This is a genomic window from Streptomyces sp. NPDC013457, from assembly GCF_043089925.1.
GTDB lineage: Bacteria > Actinomycetota > Actinomycetes > Streptomycetales > Streptomycetaceae > Streptomyces.
Genome location: NZ_JBICBL010000006.1, coordinates 31,105 through 47,599, shown reverse-complemented (window position 1 = coordinate 47,599; position 16,495 = coordinate 31,105). Strand labels below are relative to the sequence as shown.

Here is a 16,495-nt window from a genome sequence, read left to right as displayed (position 1 = left end):
TGGGGCGAAGGGCGCGTTGCTTTAGCCTCCATCGCCCTGGGGCGGTACGTCGTCCGCCGCCTGGACCGCTCTGATCAGGGTCAGGACGTTGACCCTTCAGTAACTTGGCGCTACTTTCGCTGCGTCCACCGAACGGCCCGATCTTCTTGCCGCGGGCCCGCGCGACCCCATGCCTTTTGTTCGGCTCTTTTGTTTGACCGAAATTATTCCCGGGCAATGCATCGCACATTCGGAGAATTATGACGTCAGCAGAGTACGTCCTGGACCTGGTCATCGGAGTGACTCCTTTCGGCGAGCCCGACGCGCGGCTCGCGGCCGCCGTCACACGCGGGGGAGGGCTCGGCGTGCTTGATCTGGGCACCGGAGACCGTGCGGCCAGGGAGGCGTGGGCGGACCTGCGCAGGTGGCTCCCGGCGCGTCACGGGATCCGCGTCGGACCGCGGTGCCGATTACCCGTCGACAGTGTGGTGCGCGGGAGCATCCTGCCGCACACCGTGGTGCTCGCCCACGGGGCCTCCTGGCGGCCCGGTGAACTCCCTGACGGTGTCCGCGTGCTGACCGAGGTGACGGATGCGGACGAGGCCCGGGACGCCCTGGCCGCCGGCGTCCACGGACTCGTCGCCCGGGGCAGCGAGTGCGGTGGACGGATCGGTGAACTCGGCACGTTCGTCCTGCTCCAGCGGCTCCTCGACATGGTCGGCCCCGACGGCCCGCCGGTGTGGGCCTGCGGCGGCATGGCGCCGGACACGGCGGCCGCCGCCGTGGTGGGCGGGGCGGCGGGGGTGGTGCTCGACACCCAGCTCGCGCTCCTGGCCGAATCGGCGGTTCCCGCGCCCGTCGCATCCCTCCTGCGAGGGACGGACGGTTCCGACACCACCGTACTCGCAGGTCACCGGTTCCTGCGCCGCCGCGTTCCCGGGGACGCGCTCGCGGACGAAGCGCCCGACGATCCAGAGCGGGTGGCGGCCCTGCTGGGAGGCCGTGACCCGATGAGGCAACTGCTGCCCGTCGGACAGGACGGCTTTCTCGCACTCCGCTTCGCCGACCGGTTCCGCGACGCCGCGGGCGCCGTCCGCGCCGTCACCCAGGCGGTGTCGGCCGCGGTCGAGGGGGACGGAGCCGCGGACGTCCTGCGTCGCGGATCGCCCATGAGCCGCGCACTGGGCACCGAACTGCCGATCGTCCAGGGCCCCATGACCCGGGTCAGCGACGGTGCCGACTTCGCCGCCGCCGTGTCCGACGGCGGGGGCCTGCCCGTCGTGGCCCTGGCGCTCGCCGGCCGTGACCAGGCCCATGCGCTGCTGGCCGCGGCGGGCGCCGCTCTGGCCGGCCGGCCCTGGGGCGTCGGCGTGCTCGGCTTCGCACCCGAGGAGACCCGCACCGCCCAACTGGAGGCCGTACGCGCCCACCGGCCCACGCACGTCATCATCGCCGGGGGCCGGCCCTCGCAGGCACACGACCTGGAAGCCGACGGCATCAAGGCCTTCCTGCACGTGCCCTCGCCCGGTCTGCTGCGCCAGTACCTGGAGCAGGGCGCCCGGCGGTTCGTCTTCGAGGGCGCCGAATGCGGTGGCCATGTCGGACCCCGTAACAGCTTCCCGCTCTGGGAGGCCCAACTGGCCGTGCTGGGCGACTGGACGGCCCAGAACCCGGAAGCCGCGGCAGGTGTGGAGGCGCTGTTCGCCGGTGGCGTCCACGACGCCCGCTCCGCCGCCATGGTCGCCGCGCTCGCCGCCCCCCTCGCCGCCCGCGGCTGCGCGGTGGGCGTCCTGATGGGCACCGCCTACCTGTTCACCGAGGAGGCGGTCGCGTGCGGCGCGGTGCAACCGCTCTTCCAGAGACAAGTCCTCGCCGCCGAGCGGACCGCACTGCTGAGGACCGCCCCCGGGCACGCGACCCGCTGCGTCCCCAGCCCGTTCAGCGACGGCTTCGGCGACCTGGAGGCCGCGCTGCGCGCCGAAGGCGTCCCAGGCCGCGAGGCATGGGAGCGGCTGGAACGCCTCAACGTCGGCCGGCTGCGCATCGCCAGCAAAGGCGTCGAGCGCACCGCGGCCGGAGACCTGGAGCCCGTGGACGAGTCCCGCCAGTACGCCGAGGGGATGTTCATGGCGGGCGAGGTGGCCGTGCTGCGCACGACGACCACCACGGTCGCCGCACTCCACGCGTCTGTCACCGACGATGCGGTCGCCTTCCTCGACCGGCGCTCCACCGACCTCCGCGAGCGCCTCGCACCGGACACGCACCGCGCCGCGGCGCCCGTGCCCACAGCCGCGCCGCTGGACGTCGCGATCGTCGGCATGGCCTGCATGTTCCCGCAGGCGCCGGATCTGGCCGCCTTCTGGGCGCTCGTCCTCGACGGGCACGACGCCGTCACCGAAGTCCCCCCGGAGCGCTGGGACCCCGCCGTGCACCACTCCACGCAACCGGGGGCCGCGAGCGCCTCCCGGTGGGGCGGGTTCCTGCCCCGGATCCCCTTCGACCCGCTGCGGTACGGGATCCCGCCGGCCTCGCTGGGCAGCATCGAGCCCGTACAGCTCCTGGCGCTCGAAGCCGCCCGGCACGCGCTGGACGACGCCGGATACGGCGAGGAGGGGCGGGTCTTCGACCGTACGCGGGCCGGTGTCGTGTTCGGCGCCGAGGCGGGCAGCGACCTCGCCAACGCCGCCACCCTGCGCGCCGTGCTCCCCTCCTACTACGGGCACCTCCCCGCAGGCCTCGACGAGCAGTTGCCGCGGCTCACCGAGGACTCCTTCCCCGGCATGCTCGCGAACGTCATCTCCGGGCGGGTGGCCAACCGTCTCGACCTGCGCGGCGCCAACTACACCGTCGACGCCGCCTGTGCCTCCTCCCTGGCCGCCGTCGACGCCGCCTGCAAGGAACTGGTGCTCGGCACCAGCGACCTGATGCTGTGCGGAGGCGCCGACCTGCACAACGGCATCAACGACTACGCCCTGTTCACCTCCGTGCACGCGCTCTCCCCGACCGGCCGCTCCAGGCCCTTCGACGAGAGCGCCGACGGCATCGCGCTCGGTGAGGGCGTGGCCTGCGTCGTCCTCAAGCGCCTCGCGGACGCCGAACGCGACGGCGACCGCGTGTACGGCGTCATCAAGGGGGTCGGCAGCTCAAGCGACGGCCGGTCCCTCGGGCTGACCGCCCCGCGCCCGGAAGGCCAGCGCGCCGCGCTGGAACGCGCCTACCGCACTGCGGGCGTCTCGCCGGCTCAGGTCACCCTCCTGGAGGCCCACGGAACCGGCACCGTCGTGGGCGACCGTACCGAACTCGGCGTACTCACGGAGGTGTTCGACCAGGCGGGTGCCTCACCCGGTGGGTGTGTCCTCGGGTCGGTGAAGTCGCAGATCGGGCACACCAAGTGCGCCGCGGGACTGGCCGGGCTGATCAAGACCGCGCTCGCCCTGCACACCGGGGTACTGCCGCCCACGCTGCACCTGGAGCGGCCTCTCGCCGTATGGAAGGAGGACGAGAGCCCGTTCGTCTTCCACCGGGAGGCGCTGCCGTGGCCCGCCGCGCCCGGACAGCGGCTCGCGGGCCTGAGCGCCTTCGGCTTCGGCGGGACCAACTTCCACGTCGTCCTCGCCGCGCACGACGGCGACGGGGCGCCGCCGGTCCACTCCAGGGACCTCTGGCCGGCGGAGCTGTTCACCTTCCGAGGCCCCACGCGTGCGTCGGCCCGCCGCGCGGTCGCCGAGCTGCTCGACCTCGCCGCCGCGGCCGAGGCGGGCACCGCCCCCTGGCGGCTCCGCGACCTCGCCGCCACGGCCTCGCACCGCGCGGGCCGTACCCACGGACGCGTGCACACGGCCTTGGTGGCCCACGACGTGACCGAGCTGTGCCGCCGACTGCGGCACGCCCTCGCCGCCCTGGATTCCGGGGCGTCCGACGGGGCGGGGGTGTCCGACGCGGCGGGAACGGGTGACGCGGCGGGGACGGGCGACGCGAGGGGAACGGGTGACGCGGCGGGGACGGGCGACGCCCCTCTTCCCGGGGGGCGCGAGAGCGCCGCCGGGGGCCGGCGGGCCTCCGCGCCGGGAAGTCCGCCGTTCGGGTTTCACCTCGCGGCGGAGGAAGCCGTCGACCCCGGTCTCACGGCGTTCCTGTTCCCCGGGCAGGGCAGCCAGCGCCCGGGGATGTCAGCGCACCTGTTCACGGCCTTCCCGGAACTCGGCCGGCTGCTGGACACCGGCGACGGGGCCCGCATCGCCAAGGCCCTCTACCCGCCCGCCGTGTTCGACGACGCCGCGAGGGAACGTACCCGGCAGGCCCTGACGGACACCCGGGCCGCCCAGCCGGCCCTGGGCGTCGTCGAACTCGCCCTGTACGACCTCCTCGCCCGCTCCGGTGTGCGCCCCGACCTGGCCGCCGGCCACAGCTACGGCGAGCTGGTCGCCCTGTGCGCGGCGGGCGTCCTCGACCCCGACGCCCTGGCCGGCCTCAGCACCGCGCGCGCGGCGGCGATCCTGGACGCGGCCGGCGACGATCCCGGTGCCATGGCCGCCGTCGCCGCCACACCCGAGGAGATCCACACGGCTCTCGGGGGTCGGATGCCGGACGGCCTCGTCGTCGCCAACCACAACGCCCCACGGCAGAGTGTCCTGTCCGGCCCGACGGCCGCCGTCGAAGCGGCGCTGGGGAGACTGCGGGACGCCGGGCACGGAGCGAAGCGGCTGCCGGTCGCCTGCGCCTTCCACAGTCCGCCGCTCGCCGCCGCCGGTCCCGTCTTCCGGCGAGCCCTTGAGCAACAGCCGCTCCACGCGCCGGAGTTCCCGGTGTGGTCGAACCGTACCGCCCGCCCCTACGTCTCCGCCCCCGACCTCGTACGCGACGAGCTCGCCGCCCAGATCGGCGCCCCGGTGCGTTTCGTGGAGCAGATCGAGGCGATGTACGAGGCCGGTGCGCGCACCTTCGTCGAGGTGGGGCCCGGTCGCGTCCTGACCCGCCTCGTCGCCGACATCCTCGGCGGGCGCCCGCACCGTGTCGTCGCCTGCGAGCCGCGTGCCGACAGCGGGTTGGCCGGCCTCCTGGACGCGCTCGCCAGGCTCGCCGTCGCCGGGCTGCCGGTGGCGACGGACTGGATGTTCCGGGGCCGCGAAGCCGTAGGCATCGACGGCGGCAGGGACTTCGACGGAGACGGCGGCAGGCACTTCGATCAGGCAACCGCACCGCGCCGACCCGGCTGGACGGTGGACGGACACCTCGTCCGCACCGCCGCCGGCGATCCGCTCCCCGGCGCCCTCGCGCCGGCCAGACGAGTCGTGGAGACGCCCGTGACAACGAATCCCGGTCAGACCCCGGCCGGTGAGGCCGATGCCCTCGTCGCCGAATTCCTCCGGACCAGCCGGGACATGATCTCCGCGCAACGCGACGTCCTGCTCGCCTACTTCGGCGCCGCCGCGGGAGGCAGACCCCCTCTGCCCGTACCGACGACACCGCACGAGCCGGCAGGCCTGCCGGCCGCCGTGCCGCCGTACGCCGAGCTCGCCGCGCCCACCCCCGCCCCCGCGCTCGCACAGACGCTCACGCCTTCGGCGGCGTCCGGTGCCGCCACGGCCGCGGATCTCACCGAGGAAGGTGTGCTGCGCACGGTCCTGGAACTCATCAGCGAGCGCACCGGCTACCCCCTGGACATGGTGGAGCCCGACCTCGACCTGGAGGCGGACCTGAGCGTCGACTCCATCAAGCGCGCCGAGATCGCCGGTGAGCTGGCCAGGCGCCTGGGCGGCGCGGGTGACGCCGCGCCGGTTCTGGACGACGGGGAGTTGGAGGAGCTCACGGGCGCCCGGACGGCGTCGGCGATCGCGCGCTGGATGTACAGCCGCGCTGCTGGTGCCGGTGGGAAGGTCCCGCAGGCTGCTCCCGACCCCGGTGGGCAGACCTCGCCGGCGGCTCCCGGCGCCGGTGGGACGGTCTCGCCGGCGGCTCCCGGCCCCGCCGCGCCCACCCTTGCCACGCCCGGACCCGACGGTGCCGCGGAAGAAGGGCCGCGGATCGCCGCGCCCCGCCGCTTGCGGATGCTGCCGGTGCCCGCTCCTGTTCCCGTGCCGGAGGCGGGAGTCGGGCCGGATGCCCTCGCCGGGTCGCGGTACGTCCTGATCGGCGACGGCACGGGCGTCTTCCGCGGTGTCGCCGCCGAACTGTCCGCCCGCCTGGCCCGACTTGGCGCCGAAGCAGTCGTCCTGGAGGGCGATCCCGTACCGGGTGAGGTGGACGAGTCCCTGGACGGTGTCGTCCTTCTCGCGGCCCTGGGGGAGGACGGCGCACCGTTCCTGCCCGCGGGATTCCCCCTCGTACGGGACCTCCTTCTGCGCGCACCCCGGCGGCTGCTCCTGGCCCGCGCGGCGGACGGGGTCCGGGCCGCCGGGGTGGACGGGCTCCTGCGGACCGCCGCCCGGGAGTACCCGGCCGTGGGCGTACGCTGCGTCGTGCTCGACCCGGGCACCGCCGAGGCCCCCGCCGACGCGGCCGACGCGCTGGCGGCCGAACTCCTCGCGGACGACGCCCTGCCCGTCGTCCTGCGCACCCCGGCCGGGAGGTTCGCTCCCGAGCTGACCGCGCAGCCGCTCGGCGCGCTCGGCACGACGGGAGCGGGCCCCTCGGGCGAGGGAGCCGCCGAGGCGGAGGCGCTGGGCCTTGACCGGGACAGCGTCGTGATCGTCGTCGGCGGAGCCCGTGGCATCACGGCGCGGTGCGTCGGTGCCTTCGCGACCGCCTCCCGGTGCCGCATCGAGCTCCTGGGCCGCACCCCGGCACCCGACGGGCCTGAGGACCCGCAGACCGCGGGCGCCCCCGACAGGGCCGAGTTGCGGTCCGTACTGGCGGGGACCGGGCGTTACGACGGCCCCGCCGCGGTCGAACGTGCCGCCGATCTGATCCTGGCCCGACGTGAGGTGACCGCGACGCTGGACGCGCTGCGCGCAGCGGGGAGCCGGGCCCGGTACCGCAGCGTGGACTGCCGGGAGTCGACCGCCGTGCTTCAGGCGGTCAAGGAGATCCACGCCGAGTACGGCCGCGTCGACGGCGTGATCCACGCCGCCGGAATCATCGAGGACCGGCTCATGGAGGAGAAGACTCCCGAGTCGTTCGGGCGTGTCTACGGCACCAAGACCGACAGCGCGGCGGCGCTGCTCGCCGCCGTGGAGCAACTGCCCCGGCCGCCGTCCTTCGCCGTGCTGTTCGGCAGCGTCGCCGCCGTACTCGGAAATCGCGGCCAGGCCGACTATGCGGCCGCCAACGACGCCCTGGAGACCCTCGGCGCCGCCTGGGCCGCACGGACGGGCCGACGCGCGCTGACGGTCCACTGGGGTCCGTGGGCGCCGTCCGACGACCACGCCGGCATGGTCGGCCCCGAGCTGGCCCGCAGCTACGCGCGGCGCGGGATCACGCTCATCGATCCGGAGGAGGGAGCCCTGGCGCTGCTGCGGGAGCTGGCCTGGGGCGAGGAGACGGCCCGCTCGGTCGTCCACACCGCCTCGGAGTGGTGAGATGACCCTCCCCGCCCACCAGGGGGCCGGCGCCGCGCCGCTCGCGCCCGCAGGCGCCGCCCGCAGGCCCTTCTCGTCCGGAGGTGCCGCCCACGCGTCGTACGCAGCGGCGGCCCACGCGCCCGTCGCCATCACCGGCATGGCGGTGATGCTGCCCGGTGCGCCCGACCTGGCGACGTACTGGCAGAACCTCACCACCGGCGCCGACATGATCGGCGACGTGCCTCCGGGACGCTGGGACAGCGCGTACTACCACCCGGGCAGTGCCTCGGAACCGGCCGTCGCCGACCGGGTGTACTGCCGGCGGGGCGGCTTCGTCGACGCCGTCGCAGAGGTCGACGTCACGCGGTTCGGCGTCATGCCGCACTCGGTGCCAGGTACGGAGCCCGACCAGCTCATCGCCCTGCACGTCGCGGCGAGCGCCCTCGCGGACGCGGGCGGCACGGAACGGCTTCCCGACCGCGACCGGGTCGGGATCGTCCTCGGCCGCGGTGGCTACCTCACGCCGGGCCTGGTCCGCCTCGACCAGCGTGTCCGTACGGCCCGGCAGCTCGTCCGCACACTCGGTGATCTCGTGCCCGGCCTGGACGAGGGGCAACTGGAGCGCGTACGGGAGGCGTTCACCGACCGTCTCGGGCCCGGACGGCCGGAGGACGCCATCGGTCTGGTGCCCAATCTCGCCGCCTCCCGGGTGGCCAACCGTCTCGATCTGCGCGGCCCCGCCTACACCGTCGACGCGGCGTGTGCCTCGTCGTTGCTGGCCGTGGACCAGGCGGTGGCCGCGCTCGTCTCCGGACGCTGCGACGTGATGCTGGCCGGAGGTGTGCACCACTGCCACGACATCACGTTGTGGAGCGTCTTCGCGCAGCTGCGCGCTCTCTCGCCCAGTGAACGGATCCGCCCCTTCCACCGGGGCGCGGACGGCATCCTCATCGGTGAGGGCACGGGGGTGGTGGTGCTCAAGCGCCTCGCCGACGCCGAGCGGGACGGCGACCGGGTCTACGCCGTGATCCGGGGGACCGGTGTCAGCAGTGACGGCCGCACCTCGGGGCTGGTCAATCCCGATCCCGCCGGGCAGACACGGGCGGTCCGGGCCGCGTGGCGGGCCGCCGGTCTCGATCCCGCGGAGCCGGGCTCTCTCGGCCTGCTGGAGGCCCACGGCACCGGTACTCCGGCCGGTGACGCCGCCGAACTTGCCACGCTGCGCGAGGTGTTCGGGCCGCCAGGGTCACCAGAGTCGGCGGGGCGGTCCGGAGTGGCGACGGCGGACGCCACGGATCCGTCGGATCGAGCCGATCCCGGGAACCGGCCGGTGATCGGTTCGGTGAAGTCCATGATCGGGCACGCCATGCCGGCGGCCGGCGTCGCGGGACTGGTCAAGGCCGCCCTCGCCGTCCACCACGGCACGCTGCTGCCCACGCTGCACTGCGAGGACCCGCATCCGGCGCTGGCCTCCACCCGCTTCGCCCCGCTCTCCCAAGCGGTTCCATGGGTGCACGGGCCGGGTCGGCCGCGGCGGGCCGCCGTGAACGCGTTCGGCTTCGGGGGCATCAACGCCCACGTCGTCCTCGAACAGGCGCCCGCGACCTCCGGTGGCCCTCCCTTCACGACAGCGCACCTCGCCGCACCTGCGGGGCCGCCCCGGGCCGTGGTCCAGGAGAGCGAGCCCGTGCTGCTGGTGAGCGCGGCGACGCCCCAGGCGCTCGGCGCGCTGCTCGACGCAGCCGACCCGCGCACTCCGCCCGGTGTGGACGCGGGACCCGTACGGCTGGGCATCGTCGGCCCCACGCCCAAGCGGCTCGCACTGGCCCGCCGGGTCGTCGCCAAGGGGGAGGCCTGGCACGGTCGCAACGACGTCTGGTTCCGTCCCGGCCCCCTGCTCGGCTGCGGCGCGAGGGGCAGGACCGCCTTCCTCTTCCCCGGCCTGGAAGGGGAGTTCGCGCCCCGTGTCGACGACATCGCCGACCACTTCGGGCTGCCCCGTCCGCTCCTCCCCGCGCCTGCGCCGAACCTCGACGGCCGGACGCGCGAGCCCGGTGGCGGCCTCGGCCGTCACGGGCTCGGTGTCGTCGCCGTCGGACGGCTGCTCGACACAGCCCTGCGCCGCATCGGCGTCGTCCCCGACGCCGTGGCCGGGCACAGTGTCGGCGAATGGACGGCGATGGCCGTCGGCGGGCTCTACGAAGAGGCGGCCGTCGACGCTTTCATGACCGCCCTCGACCCCGAGTCGGTCCGGGGCGTCGACCTCGCGTACGCCGCCGTGGGCGCCCACGCGGACCGGGTGACCCGGCGCCTGGCCGACGGCGGACATCCGTCCGTCGTCCTCTCCCACGACAACGCCCCGAACCAGTCGATGGTGTGCGGCCCTCCCGAGGCCGTGGAGAGGTTCGCGGCCGGACTGCGCGCCGAGGGCGTCCTCGTCCGAGTCCTGCCGTTCCGCTCCGGCTTCCACACTCCGATGCTCGAACCGCTCCTGGGGCCCATCAAGGCGGCCGCCGACGGAATGCGGCTGCGGGCCCCTCACGTTCCTGTCTGGTCGGGCACGACGGCGGCGCCTTTCCCCGGGGAAGAGGCCGCGGTCCGCGCCCTGTTCGTACGCCATCTCCTCGAACCGGTCCGCTTCCGGAGGCTGACCGAGGCTCTGTACGGAGCGGGCTTCAGGGTCTTCGTCCAGGCCGGGCCGGGGCAGCTCGGCTCACTCGTCGGTGACACGCTGGCCGGCCGGGACCACTTGGTCGTTGCCGCCAACTCCCCGCACCGCTCAGGCCTGGCACAGCTCCGAAGGGTGGCCACCGCGCTGTGGACGGCCGGGGCGGAGACCGACCCCCGCCTGCTGAACGCACCCGGGCCGCGTGTCGCCGCCGCCCCGTCGTCCCCCGTCCCGTCGTCCCCGCCCGCCCCGGCGTCGGCCGGGCAACGTGTCCGCCTCGACCTGGGCAGCGCGCTGGTGAACCTGGCGCCGGACCCGGCGCTCGTGGCCGCGCTGACCCGGGACCAGGCCGCGGACCGGACCGCGGATCCGGCCGCCGCTCTCGAACCGGCCGCGACCGTGTCGCCTCTGGCCGGCGAACTGTCGGCCCTGCTGAGGGAGACCGCGCAGACGGCCGCGACCCTGATGGCAACGGCGGGGACGCCCCGTACGTCCGGGCGACCGGCGACAGCGTCGGTCAGGAGCACCGCCGCCCCCCCGACCGCACCGTCCGGGTCTGCGCCCGCCGTGCCCGTGCAGTCGGAGTGGGAGTCCGAGTCCGGGGCTGGGTCCGCGTCGGCCGACCCACGGGCTCCCGGCACGGCGTGGCACGACCGCGTACGGGTCGGCGTGGATCAGATGCCGTACCTGCTCGACCACTGCTTCTTCCCGCAGCGCGAAGGCTGGCCCGACGTCGCCGACCGCTGGCCCGTCGTGCCGGCCACCACGATCGTGGCGCACCTGATGGCGGCGGCCGAGCGGGCCGTGCCGGGCAGCGTGGCCGTAGCCGTGCAGGACGCGTGCTTCGACCGGTGGCTCACGGCAGCCGATCCCGTGGACGTGCCCGTCACAGTGACCTCGCAGGGGCGGGACCGGGTCGTGGTGTCGTTCGGCCCCGACGCCCGCGCCGTGGTGGAGCTGGCAGACCGTCACCCCGAGGCGCCGCCTGCCCCTCCGTCCCCTGAGCCCGGCTCCGAGCGCGTGCCCGCGCACACCGCGCAGCAGGTCTACCGCGAGCGGTGGATGTTCCACGGTCCGTCGTACCAGGGCATGAGCCGGCTGACCGCCATCGGCGACCGGCACGTGCGCGCCACATTGACCACCCCGCCGGCGCCGGGCGCTCTGCTGGACAACGTGGGCCAGGTGCTCGGCTACTGGATCATGGCGACGCACACCGAACGCACCGTGGTCTTCCCCGTGCGGATGCGACAGATGCGCTTCTTCGGCCCTCACCCGGCCCCCGGCACACCGGTGGAATGCGTGATCCGGATCGTGTCCCTCACCGACACGGTCCTCGAAGCGGACGCGGTGCTCACCGTCTCCGGGCGGGTGTGGGCACAGCTGACCGGCTGGCAGGACCGGCGCTTCGACAACGACCCGCACACCCGGCCTGTGGAACGGTTCCCGGACCGCAACACGCTCTCCGCCGTTCGGCCCGGCGGCTGGTCACTGGTCTTCGAGCGCTGGCCCGACCTCGCCTCAAGGGAGCTGATCATGCGCAACGCGCTGGGCGGCCCGGAACGTTCGGCGTACGCGGAGCGGTCACCGCGGGGCCGCCGGCAGTGGCTGCTCGGACGGATCGCGGCCAAGGACGCCGTGCGTCGCCTGCTGTGGGCGGACGGGGAGGGGCCGGTGTACCCCGCCGAGCTCGTCGTCGGCAACGAGGCGTCGGGGCGTCCGTACGTCACCGGCCGTCACGGGCGGGAACTCCCGCCGCTGGACGTGTCGGTCGCCCACTGCGCCGAGGCCGGTGTCGCCCTGGCCCAGCACCGGCACCACCATCGATACCGATACCCGCACCCGCACCGGCCCCGGGGCGCCGACGAGGGCTCCGGCGCAGGCGGATGCGGCGTGGGGATCGACATCGAGGAGGTCACCCTGCCCGGCGGGGCGACCGTCGCCACCGCGCTCTCCCCGGCCGAACAGGAACTGCTGGCGGCCCGCCAGGCCGTCGGAGGGGACGGGGGCGGGGAGCAGGCGGCGCTGTGGTTCACGCGCTTCTGGGCGGCGAAGGAGGCGGTCGCCAAGGCCGAGGGCACGGGTCTGGGCGGACGGCCGCGCGCCTTCGAGGTGACGGGCGCGGAAGGCAACCGGCTGACCGTGACCGTGCGCCCGCCGGACGCGCCCACCCGTACGTACCGGGTGAGCTGCGAACGCGTCGCCAATCCGCCGGGCCTGCCACCGCGCGTGTACGTCGTCGCCTGGACCACCGGCCCGGACCCGGAGCAGCCGGGGGCGGGCACCGAACGTGACGAGAGGGATCAGACGTGACCACCACCCAGCCCTTCGACTCCGCGCGGGCGGACGAGGCGGCGGTTCTCGCCGAACTGACGGACATGATCGAACAGGTCCTGGTGGAGTACGAACTCGACGACACCGAGATCACGATGGAGACGCGCTTCGGCCGCGACCTCGAACTGGAGAGCATCGATCTCGTGACGCTCGCCGGCCTGCTCCGGGACCGTTACGGCAGCACCGTCGACTTCGCCGAGTTCGTGGCCTCCATGGAGCTGGAGGAGATCGTCGAACTCAGCGTGGGCCGGCTCGTCGAGCACGTCTGTCTGTGCCTGAAGGCCGAGGGGCGGGACTGAGCCATGGCGATCGTCGACACCGGCGACGTCCGGTTGCACGTCCAGCGCCTGGCCGCCCGCCCGGCAGCCGCGCGCCCCGCCGACGGAACGGCCGCCACCCCCCTCGGCGATGGAGCCGCCGCCCAGGACGCCACGGTAGTCCTGCTCCACGGGCTGCTCACCGACAGCCTGGCCAGCTACTACTTCACCGTCGCTCCGGCCCTCGCGGCCGCCGGCCTGGACGTGGTCATGTACGACCACCGGGGCCACGGCCGCAGCGGACGGCCCGAGCGCGGCTACACGCTCGGGGCGTTCGTCCACGACCTGGACGCACTCCTGGATCGACTCGACATCCAGAACCCGGTCCATCTGGTGGGCAACTCCTTCGGCGGTACGGTCGCGTTCGGATACGCGCTGCTCCGGCCGGAGCGGGTCGCCGGCATGGTGGTGATCGAGTCGGAGCCGGCCACCCCGTCCTGGGCGGTCAAGCTCGGCGGTCTGCTGGAGCGGGTCCGCCATGAGATGAGCGTGAACGAGGACGCCGCTCTCGACTGGATCGCCGCCCATCACGGTGGCCACACCGCCCGGTTGGCGAAATCCGCCGGCCGGCTCGTCCGTGACACCACCCTCGCCCGGGACATCCCGGCGAGCGCGGTCCTGGGCGACGACGACGTGCGCGCGATCCGCTGCCCGGTCCTCGCCCTCTACGGCGCCGACTCGGATCTGGCCGCGCAGGCACCGCGGATACGGTCGCTGTTGCCGCACTGCGCGACCGAGTCGCTCCCAGGTCACCAGCACTCGGTTCTGGTGGAGGCGCCGGGCCGGGTACGCGATCTCGTCCTGGACTGGGTGGGCCGGCACGCGTCCCCGGCCGGCGACCGCGACGCGGTGCGTGTCCGGTGAGCCGTTTCCTCTTCGTCGTACCGCCGCTGGTCGGGCACATCAACCCGGCCGTGGGCGTCGCGGCGGCGCTCACCTCCCGGGGCCACCAGGTGGCATGGGCGGGCGAGCCCGCCCTCGTCCAGCGCCTCGCGGGCGGGGACGCGACCGTCCACCCGTGCCCACCGGCCGCCGCGGCCGCCGGGGGCGCCGAACAGAGCACACGGCCCTCGGAGATCCGCGGCCCTGAGGCGCTGCGGTTCCTGTGGGAGCGTTTCCTCGTCCCGCTCGCCGAGGCGATGGCGCCCGGCGTACGGCGGGCGGTCGACGCCTTCCGGCCCGACGTGGTCGTCGCCGACCAGCAGGCACTGGCAGGCGCCCTTGTCGCCGAGGATCTGGGGCTGCCGTGGGCCACGTCGGCGACGACCTCGGCCGAGTTCACGGACGCTCTGGCGTCGATGCCCCGCGTCGCCGCCTGGAACGCGGCGTTGCTGGGTGAGCTGCGTGCCCGGATCGGCGATCCTGCGGGGAGCGGCGACCCGCGCTTCTCTCCGTACCTCGTGCTCGCCTTCAGCACCCCGGAGCTGGCGGGGTCTCCCGCGCGGGGCGGCGACCGGGTGCGCTGGGTCGGCCCCTCCCTGACCGCCCGGCCTTCCGCCGCCGCCTTCCCCTGGAAGCGGCTCGATCCGAGACGGTCACTGGTCCTGGTCACCCTGGGCACCGCCAACACCGATGTGGGGGCGCGTTTCCTGGACCGTGCGGCCCAGGCGCTGCGAGCCCGGTCCGACCGGGTGCAGGCCGTCGTCGTCGATCCGGAGGGCACCCTCGGCACCGGACCTGAAGACCGGGATGTCATCACCCTGCCCGTGGTCCCTCAGCTGGAGCTGCTCGCGCACGCCGACGCTGTCGTCTGCCACGCGGGGCACAACACCGTGTGCGAGGCGCTCTGGCACGGCGTCCCCCTGGTGGTGGCGCCCATCCGGGACGACCAGCCGGTCGTCGCCGCGCAGGTGGCCGATGCCGGGGCCGGTGTACGGATCCGCTTCGGCCGGGCATCCGCGGACACGATCGGGGCGGCCGTCGACACCGTCCTTTCCGACCCACGTCCCCGGGAGGCGGCCCGCCACGTCGCACGGGCCTTCCGCAGCGCGGGCGGCGCCACGGCCGCCGCCCTCCATCTGGAACGGCTGGCCGAGGGCAAGAAGGAGGACGCATGAGTTCCGTATCCCGCGAGGCCCGTACGCTTCGGGTGGCCGCACTGCGCTCCGCGTACGGCAAGGATCTGGCCGAGGGCACCGCCGCGTTCTTCGCACCACGCGCCCTTGTGTGTCCCTGGTGCGGCTCGCCCCGGCTCGGCGAGCATCTGCGCACCACGGACCTGCTCCAGCACAAGCCCGGCGTCTTCACCCTCGACCGCTGCCACGACTGCGCCCACGTGTTCCAGAATCCCCGGCTGAACGAGCGCGGACTCGCCTTCTACTACCGGGACTTCTACGACGGCCTCGGCGAGGAGCGCCTCGGCGGCCTGTTCGGCGGGCGCGTCGCGGCATACCACTCCCGGGCGAAGTCCCTACGGCCGCACCTCGCGGGAGCCGCCGCCGAGTGGCTGGACGTCGGCACCGGACACGGCCACTTCTGCGAGAACGCCCGGACCGTGCTCCCGGCAGTTGTCTTCGACGGCCTGGACCGCTCCGAAGGCGCCGAACTCGCCGAGCGGGCCGGCCGCGTACGCCGGGGCCACCGGGGAACGTTCCCCGAGCTCGCCGAGCCGATGGCCTGCTCGTACGACGTGGTGAGCATGTTCCACTACCTGGAGCACTCCACCGACCCCTGGCGGGAACTGGAGGCCGCGCACACCGTGCTACGGCCGGGCGGGCTGCTGGTGATCGACGTCCCGGACCCCGAGAGCCGGTTCGCGCGGCTGCTGGGCCGCTGGTGGCTGCCCTGGCTCCAGCCGCAGCACCTGCACCTCGCACCGGCGGCGAACCTGCGCCGTCGGCTGACCGAGACGGGTTTCACCGTCCTCGCCGAGGAACGCACCGAGGCGCACGACGCGGTCGACCTGGTGGCCGCGACATGGATCGCACTCGACGCGCTCGCCCCACGAGAGGACCTGCCGTGGCTCTCCTCCCCACCCGGACCGTGGCGCCGCGCGGCGAGGACGGCCGTCCTGCTCGCCGGCGTACCCCTGCTGCTGGCGGCGACCACCCTGGACCGGCTGGCGGCCCGCCCGCTCGCCGGCCGCCTACGGCTGACGAACGCGTACCGCCTGATAGCCAGACGGGGACCCGACAGCACCTCGTACGTGCCCGACTGACGGGCTGCCCGGAAGGGCACCGATGTCTGATCGCTCTTGACCGACCGCGGCCGCCCGCAGCTGCGGTCCCGGTGTGCGCGAGCAGAGGTCGAGACTGGCCGGCCACGGTGGGCCTAGGCTCTGTCGGATGCAGCGAGCTGAGGTTCTGAAACGAGTGATCGGCATCCTGACGGAGGCCGCGGAGATCCGCCGCGCCGCGGAGGCAGGGGAGAACGAGGACAGCTCCGAGTTCGGATCCAGCGTGGTGACGCAGATGTTGAACGAGATGCTGCCCTCCATCAGGGTGCCGGCCGATGCCACCCCGCAGGAGGTGGCCCGGCTCGTCGCTTCGGCTCTCGGACCCGCGTTGCAGACCATGGTCGCGGGCTTCACCTTGGCCTTCACCAGCCTGGCCATGACGCACGACAGCGGCCAGAGCGACATCTCGTCGACCGAGGTGCTGCAGACGCTGGCCTTCCAGGTGGAGGCCGGACTGTTCGACGAAGGCCCCTGAGGGCTTCCCCCGACCGGGCCGGAGGGAAGACCGAGCAGCGGAATCGGAGCG

General features: G+C 74.3%; 7 protein-coding genes. All 7 read left to right on the top strand.

The genetic code is table 11. The features are described 5' to 3' along the window. The first annotated feature begins 239 nt into the window (after positions 1-239). The 7 genes from ACF1G2_RS17465 to ACF1G2_RS17435 all read left to right on the top strand — a co-directional run bounded on the left by ACF1G2_RS17465 (position 240) and on the right by ACF1G2_RS17435 (position 16,444). Positions 240-7,496 carry an SDR family oxidoreductase gene (locus ACF1G2_RS17465; protein ID WP_391799080.1) on the top strand — a complete coding sequence of 2,419 codons (7,257 nt, stop codon included), beginning with the start codon at positions 240-242 and terminating at the stop codon, positions 7,494-7,496. Position 7,497: 1 nt separating this feature from the next. Then, positions 7,498-12,456, top strand: coding sequence for a beta-ketoacyl synthase N-terminal-like domain-containing protein (locus ACF1G2_RS17460; RefSeq protein ID WP_391799079.1), 4,959 nt, complete (start codon positions 7,498-7,500; stop codon positions 12,454-12,456). Beyond that, positions 12,453-12,776 (top strand): acyl carrier protein, encoded by a 324-nt coding sequence (locus tag ACF1G2_RS17455; RefSeq protein ID WP_391799078.1) that lies wholly within the window; start codon positions 12,453-12,455, stop codon positions 12,774-12,776. The genes ACF1G2_RS17460 and ACF1G2_RS17455 overlap by 4 nt, the downstream gene beginning before the upstream one ends. A gap of 3 nt (positions 12,777-12,779) precedes the next feature. After that, the gene (locus ACF1G2_RS17450; RefSeq protein ID WP_391799077.1) at positions 12,780-13,658 is read left to right on the top strand and encodes an alpha/beta fold hydrolase; all 879 of its coding nucleotides are present in this window, start codon (positions 12,780-12,782) and stop codon (positions 13,656-13,658) included. Further along, complete coding sequence (locus tag ACF1G2_RS17445) at positions 13,655-14,851, top strand: glycosyltransferase (RefSeq protein ID WP_391799076.1); 1,197 nt, start codon at positions 13,655-13,657, stop codon at positions 14,849-14,851. Before ACF1G2_RS17450 ends, ACF1G2_RS17445 begins: the two co-directional genes overlap by 4 nt. Further along, positions 14,848-15,951: a class I SAM-dependent methyltransferase gene (locus ACF1G2_RS17440; protein ID WP_391799075.1), complete on the top strand. Its 1,104-nt coding sequence runs from the start codon at positions 14,848-14,850 to the stop codon at positions 15,949-15,951. The genes ACF1G2_RS17445 and ACF1G2_RS17440 overlap by 4 nt, the downstream gene beginning before the upstream one ends. 154 nt (positions 15,952-16,105) lie before the next feature. Further along, complete coding sequence (locus ACF1G2_RS17435) at positions 16,106-16,444, top strand: hypothetical protein (protein WP_391799074.1); 339 nt, start codon at positions 16,106-16,108, stop codon at positions 16,442-16,444. Positions 16,445-16,495: the final 51 nt, after the last annotated feature.